This is a genomic window from Chryseobacterium culicis (genome assembly GCF_900108365.1).
Classification (GTDB): domain Bacteria; phylum Bacteroidota; class Bacteroidia; order Flavobacteriales; family Weeksellaceae; genus Chryseobacterium; species Chryseobacterium culicis.
In genome coordinates, this window is sequence record NZ_FNWQ01000002.1 from 736,060 (window position 1) to 758,196 (window position 22,137).

Annotated in this window: 22 protein-coding genes; 14 read left to right on the forward strand and 8 right to left on the reverse strand. The window is 37.3% G+C overall.

What is annotated here, in order from left to right:
• Positions 1 to 77: 77 nt before the first annotated feature.
• The 6 genes from BLW74_RS09640 to BLW74_RS09665 all read left to right on the forward strand — a co-directional run bounded on the left by BLW74_RS09640 (position 78) and on the right by BLW74_RS09665 (position 5,232).
• On the forward strand, positions 78 to 2,189 hold the full coding sequence (locus BLW74_RS09640; protein ID WP_089692209.1) for a carboxy terminal-processing peptidase: 2,112 nt from the start codon (positions 78 to 80) through the stop codon (positions 2,187 to 2,189).
• A gap of 149 nt (positions 2,190 to 2,338) precedes the next feature.
• On the forward strand, positions 2,339 to 2,665 hold the full coding sequence (locus BLW74_RS09645) for an ArsR/SmtB family transcription factor (RefSeq protein WP_089692210.1): 327 nt from the start codon (positions 2,339 to 2,341) through the stop codon (positions 2,663 to 2,665).
• A 154-nt stretch (positions 2,666 to 2,819) separates the two neighbouring features.
• Positions 2,820 to 3,284: an SRPBCC domain-containing protein gene (locus tag BLW74_RS09650; RefSeq protein WP_089692211.1), complete on the forward strand. Its 465-nt coding sequence runs from the start codon at positions 2,820 to 2,822 to the stop codon at positions 3,282 to 3,284.
• A gap of 58 nt (positions 3,285 to 3,342) precedes the next feature.
• The gene (locus BLW74_RS09655; RefSeq protein WP_089692602.1) at positions 3,343 to 3,921 is read left to right on the forward strand and encodes a YdeI/OmpD-associated family protein; all 579 of its coding nucleotides are present in this window, start codon (positions 3,343 to 3,345) and stop codon (positions 3,919 to 3,921) included.
• Between the two features lie 18 nt (positions 3,922 to 3,939).
• Positions 3,940 to 4,341: a DoxX family protein gene (locus BLW74_RS09660; RefSeq protein ID WP_089692212.1), complete on the forward strand. Its 402-nt coding sequence runs from the start codon at positions 3,940 to 3,942 to the stop codon at positions 4,339 to 4,341.
• Between the two features lie 336 nt (positions 4,342 to 4,677).
• Positions 4,678 to 5,232 (forward strand): DUF4256 domain-containing protein, encoded by a 555-nt coding sequence (locus BLW74_RS09665; protein WP_089692213.1) that lies wholly within the window; start codon positions 4,678 to 4,680, stop codon positions 5,230 to 5,232.
• A 3-nt stretch (positions 5,233 to 5,235) separates the two neighbouring features.
• On the opposite strand, the gene BLW74_RS09670 is transcribed toward BLW74_RS09665, so the two are convergent.
• Complete coding sequence (locus BLW74_RS09670; RefSeq protein WP_185116348.1) at positions 5,236 to 6,198, reverse strand: hypothetical protein; 963 nt, start codon at positions 6,196 to 6,198, stop codon at positions 5,236 to 5,238.
• 158 nt (positions 6,199 to 6,356) lie between these two features.
• Here BLW74_RS09670 and BLW74_RS09675 point away from each other — a divergent pair, with 158 nt between their 5' ends.
• Positions 6,357 to 6,860 (forward strand): hypothetical protein, encoded by a 504-nt coding sequence (locus tag BLW74_RS09675; protein ID WP_089692214.1) that lies wholly within the window; start codon positions 6,357 to 6,359, stop codon positions 6,858 to 6,860.
• Between the two features lie 47 nt (positions 6,861 to 6,907).
• Here the strand turns inward: BLW74_RS09675 and BLW74_RS09680 are convergent, their stop codons facing one another.
• The gene (locus BLW74_RS09680) at positions 6,908 to 7,936 is read right to left on the reverse strand and encodes a threonine aldolase family protein (RefSeq protein WP_089692215.1); all 1,029 of its coding nucleotides are present in this window, start codon (positions 7,934 to 7,936) and stop codon (positions 6,908 to 6,910) included.
• Between the two features lie 85 nt (positions 7,937 to 8,021).
• On the opposite strand from BLW74_RS09680, the gene BLW74_RS09685 reads away from it, so the two are divergent.
• Positions 8,022 to 8,675 carry a metal-dependent transcriptional regulator gene (locus tag BLW74_RS09685; RefSeq protein WP_089692216.1) on the forward strand — a complete coding sequence of 218 codons (654 nt, stop codon included), beginning with the start codon at positions 8,022 to 8,024 and terminating at the stop codon, positions 8,673 to 8,675.
• A gap of 139 nt (positions 8,676 to 8,814) precedes the next feature.
• The gene (gene blaIND / locus BLW74_RS09690) at positions 8,815 to 9,546 is read left to right on the forward strand and encodes an IND family subclass B1 metallo-beta-lactamase (RefSeq protein WP_089692217.1); all 732 of its coding nucleotides are present in this window, start codon (positions 8,815 to 8,817) and stop codon (positions 9,544 to 9,546) included.
• Between the two features lie 73 nt (positions 9,547 to 9,619).
• Here blaIND and BLW74_RS09695 read toward each other — a convergent pair whose 3' ends face one another.
• Genes BLW74_RS09695 through BLW74_RS09705 form a run of 3 tightly spaced genes read right to left on the reverse strand, consistent with a single transcriptional unit; the run spans position 9,620 to position 12,684 of the window.
• The gene (locus BLW74_RS09695; RefSeq protein ID WP_089692218.1) at positions 9,620 to 10,759 is read right to left on the reverse strand and encodes a hypothetical protein; all 1,140 of its coding nucleotides are present in this window, start codon (positions 10,757 to 10,759) and stop codon (positions 9,620 to 9,622) included.
• 26 nt (positions 10,760 to 10,785) lie between these two features.
• Positions 10,786 to 11,688, reverse strand: coding sequence for a TssN family type VI secretion system protein (locus tag BLW74_RS09700; RefSeq protein WP_089692219.1), 903 nt, complete (start codon positions 11,686 to 11,688; stop codon positions 10,786 to 10,788).
• 54 nt (positions 11,689 to 11,742) lie between these two features.
• A complete protein-coding gene (locus BLW74_RS09705) occupies positions 11,743 to 12,684 on the reverse strand; it encodes a type VI secretion system baseplate subunit TssG (RefSeq protein WP_089692220.1) in 942 nt (313 codons plus the stop codon).
• A gap of 448 nt (positions 12,685 to 13,132) precedes the next feature.
• Here BLW74_RS09705 and BLW74_RS09710 point away from each other — a divergent pair, with 448 nt between their 5' ends.
• Together BLW74_RS09710 and BLW74_RS09715 are read left to right on the forward strand one after the other, a co-directional pair.
• Positions 13,133 to 13,924, forward strand: coding sequence for a S1/P1 nuclease (locus tag BLW74_RS09710; protein ID WP_089692604.1), 792 nt, complete (start codon positions 13,133 to 13,135; stop codon positions 13,922 to 13,924).
• A gap of 338 nt (positions 13,925 to 14,262) precedes the next feature.
• Entirely contained in the window at positions 14,263 to 15,129 is an 867-nt protein-coding gene (locus tag BLW74_RS09715; RefSeq protein ID WP_002979276.1) for a sigma-70 family RNA polymerase sigma factor, read from the forward strand.
• A gap of 157 nt (positions 15,130 to 15,286) precedes the next feature.
• Here the strand turns inward: BLW74_RS09715 and BLW74_RS09720 are convergent, their stop codons facing one another.
• Positions 15,287 to 15,919 (reverse strand): hypothetical protein, encoded by a 633-nt coding sequence (locus BLW74_RS09720; RefSeq protein WP_089692221.1) that lies wholly within the window; start codon positions 15,917 to 15,919, stop codon positions 15,287 to 15,289.
• A gap of 349 nt (positions 15,920 to 16,268) precedes the next feature.
• Between BLW74_RS09720 and BLW74_RS09725 the strand changes: the two genes are divergently transcribed.
• Genes BLW74_RS09725 through BLW74_RS09735 form a run of 3 tightly spaced genes read left to right on the forward strand, consistent with a single transcriptional unit; the run spans position 16,269 to position 18,556 of the window.
• A complete protein-coding gene (locus BLW74_RS09725; RefSeq protein WP_089692222.1) occupies positions 16,269 to 16,874 on the forward strand; it encodes a hypothetical protein in 606 nt (201 codons plus the stop codon).
• 15 nt (positions 16,875 to 16,889) lie between these two features.
• Entirely contained in the window at positions 16,890 to 17,390 is a 501-nt protein-coding gene (locus BLW74_RS09730; protein WP_089692223.1) for a GNAT family N-acetyltransferase, read from the forward strand.
• Between the two features lie 47 nt (positions 17,391 to 17,437).
• Positions 17,438 to 18,556, forward strand: a complete 1,119-nt coding sequence (locus BLW74_RS09735; RefSeq protein ID WP_089692224.1) for an FAD-dependent monooxygenase — start codon at positions 17,438 to 17,440, stop codon at positions 18,554 to 18,556.
• 83 nt (positions 18,557 to 18,639) lie between these two features.
• Here BLW74_RS09735 and BLW74_RS09740 read toward each other — a convergent pair whose 3' ends face one another.
• Together BLW74_RS09740 and BLW74_RS09745 are read right to left on the reverse strand one after the other, a co-directional pair.
• Positions 18,640 to 21,444 (reverse strand): multicopper oxidase domain-containing protein, encoded by a 2,805-nt coding sequence (locus BLW74_RS09740; protein ID WP_394331230.1) that lies wholly within the window; start codon positions 21,442 to 21,444, stop codon positions 18,640 to 18,642.
• A 103-nt stretch (positions 21,445 to 21,547) separates the two neighbouring features.
• Positions 21,548 to 22,021, reverse strand: coding sequence for a DUF3347 domain-containing protein (locus BLW74_RS09745; RefSeq protein ID WP_089692226.1), 474 nt, complete (start codon positions 22,019 to 22,021; stop codon positions 21,548 to 21,550).
• Positions 22,022 to 22,137 lie beyond the last annotated feature (116 nt).

The window sequence follows — 22,137 nt, forward strand, 5'->3', positions numbered from 1 at the left end:
TTCGTAAAACTCTCCTACACAAAAACTTAAATATTTTCCATACATTCACCTGATTTATAAGAACACAATCATATTATATGTTGAAAAATTTTAGAACCGTTCGCTTTTTACTTCTTCTTCCCCTTTCAATGTCCTTGTTGGGTTTCCGCCCTCCCAACAGTGACGAAGAAAAGATGCAGATCATCATGGTCAATACAAAGAATGTACTGTCTTATCTGCATTACAGTCCAAAGCCTATTAATGATGCCTATTCAAAAGAAGTGTATAAGCAGTATTTTGAATCAATAGATCCTACAAAAACCTATTTTCTGCAATCTGATATGGATGAGTTTCATAGATATGAAACCAAACTGGATGATTACCTGAACACCGGAGATTTGACCTTTTATCAACTGACCGTTGATAAATTGTATCAAAGGATTGATGAAATTGATCAGATGACCAAAGATATCTTCAGCAAACCCATCAATCTGGAAGAAGATGAAATACTGACTTTGGAGCCCAAACTGAAAAATGCACCGGCCAGCAGGCAGCAGCAGTATAACGAATGGAGGAAATATGTGAAATACAATATCCTGCAGGAAATAGAATCTATGAACAGGAAGAATGAGGAAAAAATGAAAGATTCTACAGATAAAGGAAACAGCAGTAAGCCTGAAGTTCTGAGCCAGGAAGAAAAGATAAAAAAAGCAACAGAAAATGTAAAAGATCTTCTGGAAGAAAAATTCATCAGGTTCAAGAAAAGGAAAAAAATGGACTGGTTTACGGTGTACATCAATGTCTATACTCATATTTTTGATCCGCATACCAACTATTATTCACCGCAGGGCAAAGAAGATTTTGATACGGACTTCAAAGGAAAAATTATTGGGATAGGTGCAGGAATACAAGAGAAAAAAGGAAACCTGTACATCGGGACATTATCTGTAGGAGCGCCGGCATGGAAGTCTAAGCAGCTGACGGAAGGTGATAAGATCTTAAAAATAAAATCTAATCCGGACAGTGAAACGGTAAATGTAGTAGATATGCTTCCCGGTGAAGCCATAAGATTAATCCGTGGTGAAAAGGGGGCTCCCATAACGTTAACCGTAGAGAAAAAAGACGGCAGTATTCAGGAGGTAACCATGATCCGTGAAGAAATAACGCTTGAAGATACTTTTGCTAAAAGTATTGTTGTAAACGCATCTGATAAAAAATACGGACTCATTAACTTACCCAAGTTCAATGCTGATTTTGAAGATAAAGACGGAAGAAATGCTTCCGATGATATTAAAAAAGAAATTATCAAGCTTAAGGAACAAAACATACAGGGAATTGTGCTGGACCTCAGAAATAATTCCGGCGGTTCTTTAACCGAAGTTGGAGATATTCTGGGGCTTTTTATGAATGCAGGACCTTACGTGCAGGTGAAGGACGGAAACGGAAAAATTACCACCTTAAAAAATAAAACTGAAGCTCCCATCTGGAATGGTCCGCTTGTGATTCTACAAAATGAGCTGTCTGCTTCTGCGGCAGAAATTTTAGCCGGTGTAATGCAGGATTACGGAAGAGCAGTCATCATGGGATCTCCCGTTTCTTTCGGTAAAGGAACGGTGCAGGTATTTGTAGATCTGAACAGGTTCTTAAATACCCAGGAAGATTTTGGCTCCATCAAGCTAACCATTCAGAAATATTACAGAATCACCGGAGAGTCTACACAAAGAAAAGGAGTAAGCTCAGACATTCCTATGAAAGATATTTTCTCGTATGGAGACATCGGTGAAAAATATGATGATTACGCATTAGCCTGGGATAAAATACCGGGAACGGATTTCAGCAGACAGCATCTTCTCAATATCCAGACTTTGCAGAAAGTAAGTGCAGAGAGAATGGCTAAAAATGATCATTATAAATTATTACTTGAATACGCACAGTGGAGAGAAAATCTGGGTAAAGAAAAAACAGTACCTCTGAGCATGCAAAAATACAGTGATCTGATGCAGCAGAGAAAAGTTCAGGATGATAAATTCAAAGTTTTAAAAACATTAGAAAGCGGTCTGAAATTCACCATGTATCCAAAGGATATTGAAAGAGAAAAAAGCGATGCCGCGTTCAAAACTAAATCAGAAGTATGGGTTAAAAATCTGCAAAAAGATCTTTATCTGCAGGAAGCTATCAATATAGTCGGAGATCTGGAAGTAAGATCGTAAGCGTACTTCTTAGTTAAAAAGTAAAAATTAGAAAGCTCAAAAGTGTAAGGCAAAACATTTTTGAGCTTTTTTTATTAAAACAAAATTATTCATAAAATATTTGCGTAGTTAAATAACTACACATATATTTGTAGTCAAATAACTACATAATGAATTTAAGAAGAGATGTTTTTCAGGCAATCGCAGATCCTACAAGACGGTCTATATTGATGTTGGTGGCCACACAGTCTATGACAGCCGGAGCCATCGCCTCCAATTTTGACACGGCAAGACCTACCGTTTCAAAGCATCTCCAGATCCTTACAGAATGTGAACTGCTGAAATCTGAACAGAACGGCAGAGAAGTTATCTATCATCTTAATCCTCATAAAATGAAAGAAATAGCAGATTTTATAGAACCTTTCCGCAAAATGTGGGATGAAAAATTCAACAAGCTGGAAAGTGTAATGAAAGCCTATCAGAAAAGAGAAGCGTGAGGCAAGATACGTGTTTAGGGGTATTGATTTTCAAGATGAATTGGATAAATGAATAGTAATTTAAAAACAACTCAATCCAAATAAACACAAAACCCAGCTCTCCCACTCTAAACCCTCTAACTCTAATACTCTCTCACCCAAGAAAACTCAGAATATGGAACTTAAAACAAAAATTCAGGCCGAAGACGGAAAACAGGAAATCTTCATTACCAGGGAATTTGATCTTCCCGTAGAACTTCTTTTTAAAGCTTACACAGAAGCAGAACTTTTCGAGCAATGGATGGGAACCAGAGTGACAAAGTTTGAAAACAGGCAGCACGGAAGTTACCGGTTCGAAACATCCAACCCGCAAGGTGATGTGGTTTTCAGTGCCAACGGTACGATCCACGACATCATTCAGAACGAAAAAATTGTAAGAACTTTCCAGATGGAAAACACTCCGTTTCCGGCTCAGATTGAGTTTTTAGAATTCGAAAAATTAACCGATACAACAAGTAAAATTACCATTCAGACCATTTATAAATCGGTAGAATATAGAGACGGGCATCTGAAAATGCCCTTCGCCCAAGGTATTAATTGGGCACATAACCGTTTGCAGGAACTGTTTGGCGGCCGCTAACAGATAATAGATGAATAACTCTCCTCCCGAAACCCACCAAACCCTCAATCATAAAAACATGAATCCAAAAGTTAATTTTTTCTTTAATGAAGCCAAACAATGGAAAAAAGAATTTGAAAAACTTAGAACCATTGCATTAAGCACAGAACTTGTAGAAGATTTAAAATGGGGCTGTCCCTGTTATACCTATGAAGGAAAAAATATCTTCCTGATCCACGGCTTTAAGGAATATTGTGCACTTCTTTTCTTTAAAGGAGCTCTGATGAAAGACCCTGATCATATTCTCATCCAGCAGTCTAAAAATGTACAGGCAGCCCGGCAGATTCGTTTTACGGATGTAAAACAGATTAATGATGTGGAGCAGGTTCTTCGCGCCTATATGTTCGAAGCCGTTGAAATAGAAGAATCCGGAGCTAAAGTGGAAATGAAGAAAACAAAAGAGTTTGAAATGGCTGAAGAATTTCAAAATAAGCTGGATGAAAATCCGGCATTACAGAAAGCTTTCAAAGCATTAACTCCTGGAAGACAAAGAGCTTACCTGCTTCACTTTTCTTCTGCAAAACAGTCCAAAACCCGTGAAGCCCGTATTGAAAAATGCATTCCCCAGATCATGGAAGGAATAGGATTAAAAGACTAATGTTAAAAAAAAACGATCATGAAAACACCGCAACAATTACAAAAAAGAACGAAGATCATCTATTGGATATTTACCCTCTGGATGGCGCTGGGAATGGTGTCCACCGCTATTGTTCAGCTGTTGAAAAGTAAAGATGAACTGCTAAATTTCACTAATCTCGGCTACCCTTCTTACCTGATGACCATTATTGGGGTATGGAAAGTTCTGGGCGTTACTGCCATATTAATCCCCGGACGTCTCTTATGGAAAGAATGGGCCTATGCAGGATTTTTCTTCGTTATGTCAGGCGCTGTAATTTCCCATCTTATCGTGGGTGATACGGCAGGAAGAACTTTTCCGGCAGTATTACTATTGGTATTAGTACTTATTTCCTGGTATTTCAGACCTGCAGACAGAAAAATCGCTATTCTTAATCAATAATTTTTAATATCAAAAGTTTTAAACTTTTATTTTTGAACCATTAAGTATGAGCATTAAGATAAGCTTCGCTTTAAGCTTAAAAATCAGAATGACTGATCTTAACTATACTTTATTTCTTAAATCCTTCTTAACGGCTCAATATCTATTGAGCATTTTGATAAGCTTACATATTTTTTTATAAATTTATTTTTAAAGATAAAAATCAAAAATTTTACCGGAGATAAAATCCTTGCGCCTTAAACAAACCCTCATTAGCAAAACTTGCGCCTTCGATTTCCCACAACACAACACAACACAACACAACACAACACAACAATCAATAAAACAAAATTTGACATGAAAAAGAAACTAACCCAGGAACAAATCAACGAGCTTTTGAAAACATTAGAAACTCGTTTTGAAAAAAATATGAACCGTCATAAAGATCTTAAGTGGGAAAAAATTCAGCAAAAACTGGAAGCCAGCCCAGAAAAATTATGGTCTTTACACGAAATGGAAATCACAGAAGGCGAACCCGATGTAGTAGATTACAATAAAAAAACAGATGAATATTACTTTGCAGACTGTTCCCCGGAAAGCCCGAAACGCAGAAGTTTGTGCTACGACTATCAGGCATGGGAAGCCAGAAAAGCCAATAAACCTGAGAATAATGTCATTGATACCGCTTCCGAAATGGGTATTGAGCTTTTAACAGAAGAACAATACCGCCATCTACAGGCATTGGGAAAATTTGATCAGAAAACCTCAAGCTGGATCAGGACACCAGCGGCAATCCGGGAAATGGGAGGCGCTATTTTCTGCGACAGACGTTATAATACCGTATTTACCTATCACAATGGCGCCGATTCCTATTACGCTGCAAGAGGTTTCAGAGGATTGTTAAAAGTATAAGTATTACTTGGAATCTCTCAGCCAGGGAGATTCCACACTCCAGAAGATAATTTGAACTCCCAGAAAGTTTTCTGCGTATTCCGTAAATTCTTCTTTGGTAAAAGGTTTTTCAGTTGCAGGATTTTTATACGTAAGTGTCGGTTCCTGAACCGCCATTGCCACAAGGGAAAGCTTTCCTTTGTATTGATTAAAAAAAGGATAGGAATTTTTCATTTGGGCTTTTTTATTCGGAACAATATCCGGTCCGCCCAATCCTATATTGTTTTTATACGCAAAATCAAATAGCCTGGACATATATTGATGGTCATTCTCCCACTCACACGGAAAAAAATTCACATACTGCAACACATGAGAATGATGAAAAACACTTCTTGCAAACTTCAGATTGTCCAGTTCAGCCTGAAAATAACGGTCACAGCTGAAGCCTGTTCGGTCCTTTTTCATATCAATATCTATCGCTGTCTCCGGAAGATTAATCCCCTGAATCTTTCCGTCAAATTTCCTGGCGAGCGCTCCTATCAGCTTTTGAAATCTCATCCGGACAGCAGGATTCCATTGCTGGGCTGCCCATCCGCTTCCAACAGGCTTATTTTCCCCCGGATTATCATATTGCGGAACCAGACCTCCGGCGTATTCTTTACCACTCAGCACATAATCAGGAATATACCTGGCCTGCGGCTCAAAAAATCTGTCCTGAAGCTGGATAAACAGTTTTTTATGTAGTCCTGTCAGATATTCCAGATCTTTCTCAATAACAGAAAAATCATAGACATCTTTAGAGGTTTCCAAAGCCTTCCAGTTATAGACAATCTGTACGCCGCCAATATCTTTCCGCGTAATCATTTTTTCAATTGCATGCAGGTCTCCCGAGGAAGTATAAATATAATTTTCAGGAGCCTGTGCGGTTATCAATTGTGAACCTAAAATAAATAACCCGTACCCCAGTACTCTAGCCAGCTTTTTCATTAAATTCATTTTTGCATGGTAGATCATTTTTCGTGCCTAAAACAGGTATAATTCTTTGAAGCTGATTAAAATTATTCTTATTTATAAACAATTTTCTTTCATATATAAATACTATTGTTATTTTTGGAATACGAAATTTGATTTTAACAAGTAAGGATATGAAAAAATTAATCTTATTGGCTGCTGCATCAGCTTTTTTAATTAATTGTAATAAAAAGCCAGAAGCTCCGGCTCCTAAAGCAGAAGCAGACACCATTGCTGTGGAAGAACCTGTAATTGATACACTGGGACCAAAATCTTTCTGTTATATCGGGGTAACCGGGAAAGACAGTGTTTTTGCATCCATTGATGATAATTTAGGAACCATTACCGGAAAATTATCTTATAAGAACAGCGAAAAAGACAGCTCAAAAGGAGATGTAACGGGATTCAAATCCGGAGATACGCTGAAACTGACTTATGAATTTACTTCTGAAGGGAAAAAGAGCAAAAGGGATATCTATTTCCTTCAAAAAGACAATGTTTTGACAGAAGGAATTGGTGATCATAAGGAAGAAGACGGACAGTCCAAATATGCTGATGACAAAAAAGTAAGCTATAAAGACGGACAAAAGCTCACCCCTGCAGATTGTAAAGTAGTAAGCGAAGCTTTAAAAAAGTAATTCATCATAAGACAAAAAACAGCCCCGTAAAGAGGCTGTTTTTTTTTTTAATTCTGTTCAATAATTTCAATAAAACGGTCCACAGCATCGTCTCCCGTACTCCATGATGTGATAAGACGTACGGCAGAAGACTCTTCATCTATTTTCTTCCATACATAAAATTCAAAATTTTCGGAGAGTATTTCTATCAAATCATTATTCAGAATAGGAAAAATCTGATTGGTGTAGGTATCTGAAAGAAATGCAGCGCCTTTTTTCTGTAAAGCATTCTTGATTTTCATTGCCTGCTGATTGGCATGTCTGGCAAGATCAAAATACAGATTGTTTTTCATCAGCTCCAAAAATTGAATTCCTAACAGCCTTCCTTTGGCTAAAAGCGCACCTTTCTGTTTGATGTTAAAAGCAAAATCCTCCTGGATTGCGGGATTATTAATCACGATAGCCTCTCCTATTAATGCTCCGTTTTTGGTTCCTCCAAGATAGAAAACATCCGTAAGAGCCGCTACTTTTTCCAGAGAAAGATCGCTGATCTCTGCGGTCAGACCATGCCCCAACCTTGCTCCGTCCATGAAGAGATACAAGTTATTTTTCTTACAAAATGCTGAAAGCTCTTCCAGTTCTTTGGCCTGATAGATTGTTCCCAATTCTGTAGAATTGGAGATATACACCAGCTTAGGCATCACCTGATGCGGTATATTACGGTGTCCGTCTAATATCGGGGTTATATCTGAAGGGCTTAATTTCCCGTCTGCAGTTTCAATACTTAGTATTTTATGTCCTGTGGCTTCAATAGCTCCGGTCTCATTATTAAGAATATGTCCTGAAGAAGCAGAAATGGCACACTGGTAAGGCTTTAACATTGCAGAAATTACAATTAAGTTAGCCTGTGTTCCGCCTGAAACCAAAAAGACTTCCGAATTCGGGTTATTGATTTTTTCTTTAATTAAAGTTTTCGCGCTTAATGAATACTGATCTTCTCCATAGCCAGCCTGCTGATCAAGATTATGCTGTACAAGTGCCTGTAAAATATTCGGGTGGCACCCTTCTGAATAATCGTTTTTGAATGAAAATTTCATAGAGTAAAAGTAAAAAAAGTTAAAATAACAAGAACCAACTTTTCATTTTATTTTGTTAGATTTGTAATGAAAATCATCTAACATTTTGAAAACAACCCTAACAGAAGAGAATTACCTGAAAGCTTTGTTTCATTTAGTTGACAATGAAAGTAAGGTTACGATTAATGAGCTCAGTAAATTTTTGAATGTAAAAATGCCGAGTGTCAATAACATGATGAAGAAATTTGCGGAGAAAAAGTGGGTCATCTATGAAACATACAAACCGTTAATTGTTACAGAAAACGGAAGACGTGAAGCTGCACTGGTTGTTCGTAAACACAGACTTACCGAAATGTTTCTGGTTAAAAAAATGAATTTCGGCTGGGAAAATGTTCATGAGATTGCAGAACAGCTGGAACACGTACATTCTCAGCTCTTTTTTGATAAAATGGATGAAATTCTGGATCACCCTAAATTTGATCCTCACGGAGAACCAATTCCTGATAAAGACGGAAATATTATTGCGCAGGATCTGCAGAAGCTCAGCAACTGTGTCCCGGGTGAAGATGTTACCTTTGCTTCTGTCACTTTATCTGATGATGCTTTTCTCACTTATCTGAATGACAGAAAACTGCTTCTTAATACCAAAGTAAGAGTCTTAAAAGTAGAAAGCTTTGATAAATCTATGACGATAGAAATTGATGGCAAAACAGAAATTCTAAGCAAAAAAGCAACAGAAAAAATACTGGTGAAGAGATAATCTTCGAAATTCTACAATACAGCTCACAGATTTCATTAAAAATTTAAAGGATGAGTATTATTTAAGCATAAAGTAATGCTTATGTTAATAGACTGTCCTACACTAATCAACCCCACACCAACCATTAATCACACTTAAAATGAAGAAAAGCATTCCGTTTTTTATGATTTCAATGCTGCTTAGCCAACTGTCTAATGCTCAGGTTAGAGATTTTGTAATTGAACCGCAGATTAAACCTGATTTTTACGTTTATAAAACTTTCGGGGTATTCGGAGGGAAAGAATATTCTGCGAATGCTGTTTATCTGGTGACTAAAAAAGGAGTTGTTTTATTTGATGTTCCATGGCAGAAATCGCAGTATCAAAGCCTGCTTGATACCATTCAAAAACGCCATAATCTTCCTGTTATTGCAGTATTTGCAACTCATTCACATGAAGACAGAGCCGGTGACTTAAGCTTTTATCATAATAAGGGAATCAAAACCTACGCAACCGCCAAAACCAATGAACTGTTGAAAAAAGAAGGAAAAGCCATGGCTACAGAAATAATTGAAACAGGAAAAACATACCGTATTGGTGGGAAAAAATTTGTAGTCGATTTTCTCGGTGAAGGACATACTGCAGATAATGTAGTTGTATGGTTTCCCCAATATAAAATACTGGACGGCGGATGCCTTGTAAAAAGCAGAACAGCAGAAAATCTGGGCTACACCGGTGAAGCCAACGTTGCCCAATGGCCGCAAACCATGGCAAAGCTGAAATCAAAATATTCACAGGCAGTTCTCGTAATTCCTGGCCATGATGAATGGAAAGGCGGCGGACACGTAGAACATACGTTAGATCTTCTTGAGAAAAACAAAAAAGCGGAATAATAGTCTGTTTTTATTTCCCATAAAAAAATCCCGAATGAAAATTCGGGATTTTTTTTATGGGAAAGGGTTTGGATTAATCTAATACACTCCACCCTCTTTTCGGGTTCGTATTTGTAGAAACCTCCTGCTCGTTAACGATAATGTTTTCTTTTCTCTGACCGATGTAATCAAGCTCGCTCAGTTTTGAGAAAATAATTTCCAGGCTTCTCAACATCTGTTGAATGTAAAGCAAAGGCTCACCACAGTTATGATGATCATAATTGGTTTCTGCTACGATAGAAAGCTGGTTCAGTAACGTATGAGGTGCTATTTCACTCCATTCCAGGCTGTAATTCAGCATTTCTTCCAGTTCTGCAGGAACCAGAAGCTGGGTTGAATTGTATAAATGAAGCGCCAGTCTCGCAAAAGATTCGATCAAAAATACAGGAGGCTGCCATGGTGTGATATTTCGGAACTGGAAATACATGTCTCCAAAAGTATTCACCATCGTGGTGCACAGAAACTTAACGTTCTGTGCCAACGCTGTATTCTGATTTTTATGAGAGGCTTTCTGAATAATCTTAAAAGCATACTGCTGAAGGTTTCCGATAGATTTTGCATAGCTGCTGTAATATTCTACCAGAGCAGGATGGCTTTGTACAGAAGTACAAGGTGGAATAAAATTGGAATCTACCTGCGCAATATTTCCTTTCAGATCTACTTTTCCGATGATAAGATAATTCCCTCCGGAATAGCTGCTGTTCAATGAAGTTACAGGAAGAAGTTCAATGTGGTGATTCGGCTGTGCACTTGGATGGCGCGGCGGAATTTCCTCAGGATCAATATCTCCAAAGGGTACCTTATCAAAAGGGTTTACGGAGATCAGTATGTAATATTCACCATCTGCCTGCTCTTCACTCATGGATTTGGCCAAAGACTTCACGCTGATTCTTCTGTCGGTAAGCTCAATACGGTAGCCTGCCATGGTAACGGCGCTGCAACGTTTGATTACAAGCTGCACGTCATTGGTTGCCGTGTTGTGAACATCAAAAATAGTACGGTCTGTAAATTCATTGGAAATAGGCAAAAGACCATAATTATATGTAGTAATTCCAAGAGAATTGGAATCCCTGATGGTATCAATTAAGAAATTATCCTGATCATTAAGATGTCTCTGGGAAACTTTCATCCCATCCACCCAGTTGATTGCAAAATGTTTAATAGGCTGTATCATGTTTAATACTTTTTAGATTTTTGTGTTTATGATCTTCTTGCGACTCCCTCCTCTTCATGCTGTATAACTCTTTTACAAATCACCACTTCATTTTCTGAAATGCTGTTTGTAGAAATGTCGTGGTCGAAATCTATATATTTTCTGAAACTGAAAAATGATTTTTTAGTATAGAAAATCCAGTAATAAGGTTCATTTCCTTCATCCGAAAGATGGATGATGGAACCCGGATTTTTGTGGTTATAATCATCCACTACCCTGTAGAACCAGTCTCCGAAAGTAACTCCTGTAGGAAGTGTTTTGGCTTTGATTCTGAAACGGTTGGTATCTTCCAGTTTTTTACTTAATTCTACATTCAGTACCATTAATCTGTCAAAATCCGCTCCTTCAAAATCAGGTAATTTCTGTTCAGGTGAATATCTCCAGGTTTTATAAATATCAAAAGGAATGCTGATAAACTGGATATAACAGTAATAAAATACCATAGGAACCACAAAGATCAGCATACTTGTAGCGGCCATTACGGCATATCCTGTTCCTTTGCTCATCCAGTTAAAAATCAGGGTGAATAAATATCCTCCCAAAGCAATACACGTCAGAGAAAGTATAGATTCAAACAGAATGCTCATGGCAAGAGAGTCAATGTGCTTCTTGAAATATTTATGCAGTAAATTCACATGAATAATTCCCAGTATAAGGTAAATAACCTGGGCAATCAGATACCAGTACGGGTTAAAAAGATTTCCGGCAAATCCGAAAACTCCCGGAACCGCCAGACATAAGCTGCACAGAAGCACGTATATAATAATCACTTTAATTTTGATCGCAGGTTTATTTCTCCTGATTACACCCAGTATAACCATCATAATAATCGCGATTAAAGGCATTAAGATATACCTTAAAAAAATACCTTTTACTGAAGAAATTTCCATTTGTTTCTTTTCGAATTTATACTTTGTTGGTAATTGTAAATATAATAAAATAATTTAGAGAAAGGTAGAGTATCCAAGGCGGCTGGCATTTCGTTCATCATCCTCAAGACTGAATGAATATTCTTCCTTTTCTGTCACAAAATTCTCTTCCACGTCTACCGTTACCGGAAGAAAATAATCATACAGTGCCTTCAGTACATTTCTGAACGGGCTTCCGGAGATATATTTTTTCATATCTCCATACGGGATCGGCCCGATATTTACCACCCAGTTTCTCTGCCCGTCCATATGAGGGCCACTTGGAATGAATGTAACCCCTAACCTTGAGTTTCCCAATAGCATGGAATCATCATTTTTTTCAATCTCATCAATAATATTAGGTGAAAAAGTTACTTTTACCGGTACCTGCAGAAATGCTGTCATACACCTTTCAAACCATCTTTTATCTCCTCTGATCTGATGGAAAAAAGGTAAAATATGCATAAAAATATAAGCACTCTGCCTATCCAGCATTTTAATCATGGGCCAAAGCTCACTTACCGTTTCCAGTAAAGAATCCGTAGGGCTGGTGATATCAAATTCTGACTCCTTAAGCAAAGCACTGATCTCCGTAAAAAATACTTCCAGTTCAAATGGACGAAAAAACTTACGGGCATCGTCTTCAATTTTCTTCTGTCTCCGTATTTCTCTTACCACAGTATCTACATTCTTTCTGGAAGCCCCAAGAGACGGCGGATGAAAAAGCCCTTCCGGAAGATAGTCATATATGCCTTCTCTATAAGTCTCTATGGTAAATACTTCCTCATCAAATCCCAGATAACTGCTGGTAATGCTTTTAATATCTTTAAGGTAAGCCCTGTCATTCACCCCCACACGTTCTATGAAGATATTGCTTACCGCACGGTGGTATTTCAACAGGTTAACCGCCACAGCTTCAGCCTTGAAATCTGTCTGCAGCTTATTGTAATGCATATCTACAATATTATTCTCATACATAGTGTTTCCTCTGATTATGACTTGTAAAGATAATATATCTCATAAGTTTGAAAAAATATTTTTACAATAATTTTATCCTAAAAATAATAATTTATTGACATTAAAAGGAATAATTTACTACAATTTCCGTGAAAATACGGTAAATCCACTATTTGCTTGTTTTTTAAATTTAAAATTACCTGCTACTATTCAGGAGCTTAGGCTTTAAAAGCCATTGTTAAGACGGTGAATGTTTAAAGTTGCGATGATGCTTTTTAGTTTAAATCTTTCATACTGATAAAGCGTTTTTCTTCTGTTTTCCTTTTTTCTGTTCGTTTTTCATCCCATCTTGTGATCTATTTTATTTAGATTAAATTTTATTAACACATCTTATGGAATAAATTCAGGGATAATGCATGCTCATTCCGAAAGCGGGCCGTATCTTTGCAGACTGAAAATTGTTATTCAAATGAAAAGTATTTATTCTAAAATTCTTATTTTAGCATTCATGGCCTCTTCACTGTATTCTTATGCATGGGGATTAACCGGGCACAGAGTTATTGCAGAGATTGCAGAAAACCATCTTTCCCGCAAAGCAAGAAGAGAGATCAAAAAAATGATGGGCAGAGAGCGACTTGCTTATTGGGCAAACTGGCCGGACTTCATCAAATCTGACACTACAGGCGTATGGAAACAGGCTTCATCATGGCATTATGTAAATATTGATCCGATGGCTGATTTTAAAGCTTTTGACCAAAACTTAAAAGCACAGGCAGGACCCAGTCTTTACACCCAGGTAAATACCCTTTCCAGCCAGATTAAGGATAAAAACACTTCTGAAAAAGACAGAAAAATTGCTTTAATCTTCCTTATTCACATCATGGGAGATCTTGCGCAGCCACTTCACGTGGGAAGAGCTGAAGATTTGGGCGGAAACAAAATTAATGTTACCTATTTCGGGGAGAAGACCAATTTACACTCGGTCTGGGACGGAAAACTGGTAGATTCTCAAAAGTACAGCTACACAGAATATGCTACGCTTTTGGATATCAAATCTAAAGAAGAAGTAGCACAGATTCAGTCCGGAACACTGGAAGACTGGCTGTATGATTCTCATAAAATCGCCAACAAAATCTACGCACAGACTCCTAACGATTCTAAATTATCTTTTGACTATCAGTATAAATTCAATGATACTATGGAAAGACAGTTATTGTATGGAGGATTAAGACTGGCGAAAGTTTTAAATGAGCTTTTTTAAAGACGGATACGAGTTCCGGGTTACCGCTCTTTTAATCAAAGACACTTTACAATACCACTCTTACAGATAAAACGGAACTTCGGTTTCGTTTTTTTTTGTGTTAAGTTTGAAAAATCAGGATTTATTTGAAATCCTGATTTTTTAATTCTTCTAATTTATCATTTATCTATCCCGCAAAAATAAAACATATAACACTCATTATCAATTAATTAAACTCGGTTTAAAATACATTCATCTATTTTGCGTTATAAATGGTACAAAAAATAGTAAACCTTGTGTAACCTTTTTACCTTTTCATACGTATATATTATAGTAACTCTTTTTTGAGGATAAAATAAATGAGACAATTAAAAATCACTAAGCAGGTTACCAACAGGGAAACTGCTTCATTAGACAAGTATTTGCAGGAAATTGGTAAAGTGGAACTGATCACTGCGGACGAAGAAGTAGAATTGGCGCAAAGAATACGTGCCGGCGACAGAGCCGCACTGGAGAAATTAATCAAAGCCAACCTTCGTTTCGTAGTATCTGTATCTAAGCAATACCAAAATCAAGGTCTTTCTTTACCCGATTTGATTAATGAAGGTAACTTAGGATTAATGAAAGCGGCAAAAAGGTACGATGAAACTAGAGGTTTCAAATTTATCTCTTATGCAGTATGGTGGATCCGTCAGTCTATTTTACAGGCGTTGGCTGAGCAGTCAAGAATTGTAAGACTACCATTGAACAAAATTGGATCTATCAATAAAATCAATAAAGCATACGCTCACCTTGAGCAGGAAAATGAAAGACCACCTTCTCCGGAAGAATTGGCTGAAGTTCTTGACATGAGCGAGGAAGATATTAAAGAATCTATGAAAAACTCCGGAAGACACCTGTCTATGGATGCACCTTTGGTAGAAGGTGAAGATTCTAATCTTTATGATGTATTACGTTCAGGAGAATCACCAAGTCCTGATAAAGATCTGATGCTGGAATCTCTACAAATTGAGATTGAAAGAGCATTGAATACTTTAACTCCTAGAGAGGCTGACCTGGTAAGACTGTATTTCGGACTGAACGGAAAACACCCAATGACTTTAGAGGAAATTGGTGAGACTTTCGATCTTACAAGAGAGAGAGTTCGTCAGATCAAAGAAAAAGCAATTAAGAGACTAAAACACAATACCAGAAGCAAGATCCTTAAATCTTACCTGGGTAAATAATTTTAGCGTAAAAAACTTTATAGGCGGAGTCTGTTTCAGGCTCCGTTTTTTTATGACAATACATCAAAAGTCCGGAAAAATATTTCTCCGGACTAACCAAACACTTTATAATAATCATCAAATATCCATGACGATACACAAAAAAATACTACTTTATTTAATCTAGTCTTGTAGCGTTAATTCTATAAGCCTTTGCAACATTTCCATTATTTACTATAGATATTGCAGATCCGTTTATGACCAGATTATAATTAAGGGCTGTAGAATTACCTCCATCTTCACATGCTTCAATTCCTGACCATGCTACACTCACATTATTTTGAGCCACCTGAGTTAAAGTTGGTTTATAATTAGAAGTTGTAGACCTCGTAACAAAACCACCTTGTGCGTTAAGTCCAAAGTAATTTGTAGAAGGAGCTTTATTATTAAAATAGCTGTGAACAATAAAATCTGTAGTAGAAGTGTTGACACATCCATTACCTACTACAACAGTAACTTTATAAGCGCCAGGAGCTAAATTTGAAATAAGTTGTCCGGTACCGCCTGCTGCAATGATTACAAAGTTGGTCGTTACAGTATGATTTCCTGTGCTGGGTATTTTCACCACAACGTTATTAGCATCAGTATAAAGAGGAGTCAGAGCTTTTTCTTCTAACCCGGAATCTACTTGTCTGATTCTTGCAGTTCCGTTAACGTCTAAAGTGTTGGTTGGATTTGGTGTTTTGATTCCCACCTGAGAATATGCCAATGACGAAGCCAAAGAGCATATCAGAATAATTCTTTTTTTCATTTTTTTAAATGTGTTTAAAGTTTAGTTTCTCTCTGTTTTAATTAAGAGAGCACAATAGTACAAATCAACCATGTCAGATCAAAGAAAGTGACTATTACACAGGTATGACATTGATGTAAAGCCACTGAAAATCAATAACTAATTTTAGATAAAAGAACAGAATTATATAACTCCGAAGTGAAATATCTGGAAAAAATATTAAAATTTAGGCTTAGATTTACCCTCTTTTATAAGCCGCTGTAACATTTTTTAAGATTCACACCACTAATTAAAATCATATCACATCATTCCGGTGATAAATGGAATGATTAATTTTATTGCCTGATATAACAATTACCAAAAACATATTATGAAAAAAATACTTTTCGCTTCAGCGCTGGCATTATGCGCACTATCCTGCAAAGAAAATAAACCAAGGCAGGCTCCCGCTGTTGAAAATGCCGTTGACAATGCAGCATATTCAGTGTCAAACTCTATTAAAAAAAATACAAGATATTCAGACGGCGGAAATCTTGTTCATGAAATTTACCACGAGCTCATAAAAAATGACAAGGCTTTACAGGATCTGGAAGTAAGAATAGAAAATACGTTCAAAGAAACCGAAGATGTACTGTCAGAATATATGAATGTGATAGACAAATCAGAGACCTATTATAATGATGCAAAGGCACTCACAAATTCGTTAACGGATTCTGCTGCTAAAAAAGAGATTGAAAATGCATTAAAATTAAGTTCTGAAAAATATCATCTGAAAACCCAAACTACAAGAGACCTCATCAAAAAAATAAAAGCAAACAAGATAGCCCTCTATGAGCAGCAAATGGTATTTAAAATTAAGAAAACACTTCCTGAAATTGAAAAATACCAAAATGCCCACCCTTTAAAAACAGACCAACTCAATCAATGTATCAAAAAGCAGAATGATTTACTGGCAGAGCTTAAAAAAATTCAATAAATCCCATTACACCTCATGAAATATAGTACGAAATGGCTTACGGATAAAAGCCGTGTTAAAGAACTGGTAGACTTTTTTATTACCCACAAAACAGATGCTTATATTTCTCATGGAGAAATGATGTCTGGCAGGGCTATAGATTCGCATCACTGGAATCCTGACCTTGAATTGATTCTTACAGAACAATTAATTTCAGATTTTAATTCAGACGGAAACTCCAGACTGAATATTCTCATTGCAGAAAATGAAAACGGAGAAATTGTCGGAATGATGGTTTTTAACATTATCAGCAGTCCGTTTAAAAAGTATGCGATTTTAGAGGATATGCTTCTGGATCAGTCGGTAAGAGGTCAATCTCTTGGAAGTATGCTTTTGGACAAAGCAATTCAGGAATCTAAAAACTGGAACATCAGCTTTATTTTGCTGGAAAGCGGTGTCAACAATCATGGTGCCCACAATTTCTTCAGCAAATATGGCTTTAAAAAGGTATCGGAGAGCTATATTTTATCGTTATAGATTATAAGAAAGCGCTGGCATTTTGCGAAAACTAAAATTCATCAGATATGAATGCTATTTCAATTATAGGAGCCGGAATCGGAGGTCTTACCTTAGGAAATGTACTGAAACAGCATCAGTATAATTTTTCAATTTATGAATCTGCTGACGAAATAAAGCCTGTGGGAGCCGGAATTATGATGGCTGTAAACGCGATGCAGGTTTTTGACCGTTTAGGCTTAAAAGAAAAAATTGAAAATGCGGGTAATAAAGTTCACAGAATCAGTATTACGAACGAGTCTTTAAAAACCATTTCCACAACCGAAATTAAGAACCTGGAAATCCGGTACAATTCCTGTAATGTAGCCATTCACCGGGCTGAGCTGCAGAAGATTTTATCAGAAAATTTAAATTCAGATTCAATAAAGCTGGGCCATTCTTTACAGAGAATACGAAAAGAGGAAAATTATCTGCTGAATTTTGAAAATGGAAAGCAGATTGAAAGTACCGTTGTTTTTGGAGCAGACGGCATCAAATCGCCTATCCGAAATCAGATCTTACAAACAGGAACGATCCGAAACTCAGGACAAAAATGCTGGCGCGGACTGTTAGATATTGACCTGCCGGAAAAATACCATCAGCAAGCTGTTGAAATGTGGGGAAAAGGAAAGCGGTTCGGATTTGTAAAAATTTCTGACAAGAAAGTGTACTGGTATGCCTGCATCAATGAGAAAAGCTTCGGAACAGATTTAAAAATTGCAGAAATATTTCGGGATTTTGATGCCTTGGCTTTGCAGCTTATAGAATCAACTGCTGATGAAAATATAATCTGCAATATAATTTCTGACCTCGCTCCTATTCCACGCTGGTACTCTGAAAATCTTTGTCTGATAGGTGATGCTGCCCATGCTACCACACCCAATATGGGACAAGGTGCCTGCCAGGCCATTGAAGATGCTTATATCATTGGAAAATTGCTGGAAAACCATCAGAATTTCAATACGGTTTTTGAAAAATTTCAAACCATCAGAAGGAAAAAAGTAGATTATATTGTAAATACAAGCAGAAGTATCGGAAAGTTTTCACAATGGGAAAATGGAAATTCACTCCGTAATTTTCTTATAGGGCTGATTCCGGAAAGCGTGAATCAAAAAATGGCAGAAAAAATTATAGAACTGGAAATGTAAAAGTTCCTTTATGGCTATAATTTATATGATCAAAAAAAACCTGCCTCAATGAAGCAGATTTTTTTTGTATGATATAGTTTTAATTAATACGTTAAAGTGACACCCGCACCCCAGCCTATTTCATTGTCATAATTTCCGGAAAGAGATAACCATTTTTGAACAATGTATCTCACTCCTGTAGAAAATTCTCCGTCCGAATTGACGCTGAAGTTTCCTCTCAGTCTTCTGGAAAGCGGAATATCCTCACGGCTTAGTTCTAATAGCACTTTCCCGTTTTGATCCACACTGGCATCGGCTGTAATGAGCATTGGCAATACATACTGCATACCCACCATAAATGCAAATTTATTTTTTGAAGCTTTCTGCTGTCCGAACCAGGTCTTTTTTCCATGAAAATCCATTCCCCTATCTTCTGCCATCTGTCTTTCCATGATTTCATGATTGTTCTGAACCCTGAATCCGGCATACGGTAGCGCCCACTGGAATTTTCCTAAGAAGCGTCCTACTTTTGCACTTCCTTCAAAATGATCAAAATTCCAGTTAGAATGAAACTCATTCAGGTTAGCCCATCTCGGCCCGAACATGGTCATCGTTTCAGCATGAATTTTGTTGCTTGCAACGTCCAGCATCGCCATAGAACTGGTCATTTTATTATCCTGAATAAAGTTTTTCCACGCCAGTTTCCTGTTTGGCAGCTGCGGATTGGGTTTTGAATTTTCATAACTGAAGATTCTTCCCATGCCCGCCATCATATGATATAAGATATGACAGTGGAAAAACCAGTCTCCATCCTGATTGGCGGCAAATTCTATCGTAACAGTTTCCATAGGCATGATATCCACTACATTTTTCAATGGAGAATACTCCCCTTTTGAATTGATCAGTCTGAAATCATGACCGTGAAGGTGCATCGGGTGGCGCATCATCGAATTATTATACATTTTAATTCTAAGTACTTCTCCTTTCCTGATCAGAATCTTATCCGTCTCTGTAACCGTTTTGTTATCCAGTGTCCAAAGATAATGGTTCATATTTCCTTCCAGGGTAAATTTCATTTCACGAATGCTGTCTGCAGGAAGAATTGTTTTCTCAGGAGATTTTAAAATATTGTAAGACAGTCTTTTGATCGTTTTTTCTTCTTTCATATCCATTCCGCTGTGCATAGAATGGTCCTCCTTTTGATCTTCTTTAGTTTTAATTCCCATCATCTCATTGATATGCTTCATGGTGGTTTTTCTTTGGGTTTCAGATAGCTCAGGGTACATCACCTCATTCATATCCATCATCTGATTTCCCATTGTCATATTCATCGGCTTCATATTTCCGCTCATTTCCATCATGCCGTTCATCATTTTCATTCCTTCAAAAAGCATTAATCTTGGAAGATTGGGTGCTTCTATCTTTTCTCCTGATCCCAGCCAAAGCGAAGCATGTCCTATCCTGTCTTCAGAAGTCGCTCTGAATTCAAAGCTCTTATTTTCCGGAATGGTAACTTCAATATCGTAGGTTTCAGAAACTCCTACAATCAGGCGGTCGACCTCTACCGGTACCACATCATTACCGTCATTTCCTATAACTTTGATTTTCCCGCCACCATAATTCAGCCAGAAATAAGTAGAAGAACCTCCGTTAGCAACTCTTAACCGTACTTTATCACCTGCTTTCAGAGTAGAATAATCTGAGCTTGGAACACCATTGATCAGGAATTTATCGTAATAAACATCACTTACATCCATGGCTTCCATTCTTTTCCATTCATTCAAGACTTTTGTCCCCAGATTTCCGGATTTGATAGCTTCCCAATAGCTCTGTACAGCATTTTTCTTTACTGCATACCAATCTGTATTGGCCATATGAAGCCTTCTTGCAATCTGCATAGGGTCGTCATCACTCCAGTCACCAAGCAATACCGGAATTTCAGCATTATACTGTGTTTGGGGTTCGCCTTCTCTCTTTTTGAAAACCAAAATACCGTTCATTCCTATCTGCTCCTGAAGCGCTTCATGAGAGTGATACCAATAGGTTCCGTTTTGAGAAACCCTGAATTTATATAAATGGGTTTCGCCGGGTTTTACAGGTTTTGTTGTAAGATAAGGAACACCATCCTGCTCGTTGGGAAGGATCACACCGTGCCAGTGCAGCCCGGTGTTTTCTTTAAGCCTATTGTGAAGATAAATTTCAGCAGTATCTCCTTCTGTAAAATACATGGTTGGAGCCTGAAGTTTTCCGTTGATCGCAATGGCTCTTCTGTTTTTTCCTGTGAAATTAACAAGGGTATCTTTTACATAAAGATCATAACGAACCCTTTTTCCGCCAAAAGTAATTTTTCCGTTTTCAGAATTTCTTTTTAATACAGACTTTTCTTCTTTTGAATCATCAGTATTTATCGAAGTATGATTTTCTTGTTCTACCAGATCCATCCCACATTTAGGACATTTTCCCGGCTTATCTGAAATTACTTCAGGGTGCATCGGGCAGGTATAGATGGATGCAGTCTGTATCTGCAGTTTAAAATCGGATGGCTTTACCTGGTGTTTAACGGATGCTTCTGCCTTTTTATTGGGCTCAGCAGTAGGTTTGAGCGGTTTTCTCTGATCAGTTTGCTTTATCTTACTAATTTTTTTAACAGCTTCTTTCTTTTCAATGATACCCTTATTTTTTTTTGTTTCTGAGGGTTTCGTCTTCGTTTCTGTTTTAGATATTGGCTTTGCTTCAGGCTTGGCTGCAACTTTAGGTTTTACAGCTACCGTCTTTTTTACCAGCGTCATTCCGCATTTCGGACAGTCTCCGGGTTTAGAAGACACTACTTCCGGATGCATCGGACAGGTATAGTATATTTTAGCAGTTTGCGCAAAAGTAAATACAGAGAACAAAAGTACCAGAAACATTATCAGCTTTTTCATAATATTTCGAACTTTTAGAAGCTGCATAGCTTAAAGTCAATTATAACTCAAGCTACGCAACTTATTGTTTTATAAAATAGTACGGTAATTATTTAATCTCCGACTTTACACTTCCGCAAGAAAGCATAGACTTCCCGTAGTACGGGTTAACGATCTGTTTTTCATTGCTTAGCCAGCTCCCGTCTGCCATTGGGCAATACTGAACATAGACCGGCTGATCAGAAAGTTTGAACTGCTTGGTCAAAGCAATCATATTGTCTGAAAGGTTTAGGAAAGTTTCTCTCTGGGCAGCAACATTTCGTGCATCAGAAATTGCAGAAGCGTCTTTTCTAAGAATATTAAGATTTCCTTCAGAGACTACTTTATAATCTATTGTAGAGGCTGTTTTAATGAATTCTGTTGCCGCTTTTGAAGTTTTGTCAGCATCATCTGATGCCAAAGCAGATTTGATCGCAATGTAGTTCTGATAGAGTTTGGAAACCTGCGCATCTTTTTTAGACTGCGCTGATAATGCAACGATTGAGAATAATGATAATGCTGCTGTAATGATATATTTTTTCATTGTTTTAAATTTTAGAATTAATTTTAATAAAGAATAATGGATAACGCGTCAGTAAACACGTCAGGACATGTCGCCTGTAACAGTATATTTAATGCTACGGGAAGCGACTGGCGGAT

Coding starts and splice junctions, on each gene's coding strand:
- BLW74_RS09640 (WP_089692209.1), top strand. CDS start 78: ATGTTGAAAAATTTTAGAACCGTTCGCTTTTTACTTCTTCTTCCCCTT.
- BLW74_RS09645 (WP_089692210.1), top strand. CDS start 2,339: ATGAATTTAAGAAGAGATGTTTTTCAGGCAATCGCAGATCCTACAAGA.
- BLW74_RS09650 (WP_089692211.1), top strand. CDS start 2,820: ATGGAACTTAAAACAAAAATTCAGGCCGAAGACGGAAAACAGGAAATC.
- BLW74_RS09655 (WP_089692602.1), top strand. CDS start 3,343: ATGAATCCAAAAGTTAATTTTTTCTTTAATGAAGCCAAACAATGGAAA.
- BLW74_RS09660 (WP_089692212.1), top strand. CDS start 3,940: ATGAAAACACCGCAACAATTACAAAAAAGAACGAAGATCATCTATTGG.
- BLW74_RS09665 (WP_089692213.1), top strand. CDS start 4,678: ATGAAAAAGAAACTAACCCAGGAACAAATCAACGAGCTTTTGAAAACA.
- BLW74_RS09670 (WP_185116348.1), bottom strand. CDS start 6,198: ATGAAAAAGCTGGCTAGAGTACTGGGGTACGGGTTATTTATTTTAGGT.
- BLW74_RS09675 (WP_089692214.1), top strand. CDS start 6,357: ATGAAAAAATTAATCTTATTGGCTGCTGCATCAGCTTTTTTAATTAAT.
- BLW74_RS09680 (WP_089692215.1), bottom strand. CDS start 7,936: ATGAAATTTTCATTCAAAAACGATTATTCAGAAGGGTGCCACCCGAAT.
- blaIND (WP_089692217.1), top strand. CDS start 8,815: ATGAAGAAAAGCATTCCGTTTTTTATGATTTCAATGCTGCTTAGCCAA.
- BLW74_RS09695 (WP_089692218.1), bottom strand. CDS start 10,759: ATGATACAGCCTATTAAACATTTTGCAATCAACTGGGTGGATGGGATG.
- BLW74_RS09700 (WP_089692219.1), bottom strand. CDS start 11,688: ATGGAAATTTCTTCAGTAAAAGGTATTTTTTTAAGGTATATCTTAATG.
- BLW74_RS09705 (WP_089692220.1), bottom strand. CDS start 12,684: ATGTATGAGAATAATATTGTAGATATGCATTACAATAAGCTGCAGACA.
- BLW74_RS09710 (WP_089692604.1), top strand. CDS start 13,133: ATGAAAAGTATTTATTCTAAAATTCTTATTTTAGCATTCATGGCCTCT.
- BLW74_RS09715 (WP_002979276.1), top strand. CDS start 14,263: ATGAGACAATTAAAAATCACTAAGCAGGTTACCAACAGGGAAACTGCT.
- BLW74_RS09720 (WP_089692221.1), bottom strand. CDS start 15,919: ATGAAAAAAAGAATTATTCTGATATGCTCTTTGGCTTCGTCATTGGCA.
- BLW74_RS09725 (WP_089692222.1), top strand. CDS start 16,269: ATGAAAAAAATACTTTTCGCTTCAGCGCTGGCATTATGCGCACTATCC.
- BLW74_RS09730 (WP_089692223.1), top strand. CDS start 16,890: ATGAAATATAGTACGAAATGGCTTACGGATAAAAGCCGTGTTAAAGAA.
- BLW74_RS09735 (WP_089692224.1), top strand. CDS start 17,438: ATGAATGCTATTTCAATTATAGGAGCCGGAATCGGAGGTCTTACCTTA.
- BLW74_RS09740 (WP_394331230.1), bottom strand. CDS start 21,444: ATGTTTCTGGTACTTTTGTTCTCTGTATTTACTTTTGCGCAAACTGCT.
- BLW74_RS09745 (WP_089692226.1), bottom strand. CDS start 22,021: ATGAAAAAATATATCATTACAGCAGCATTATCATTATTCTCAATCGTT.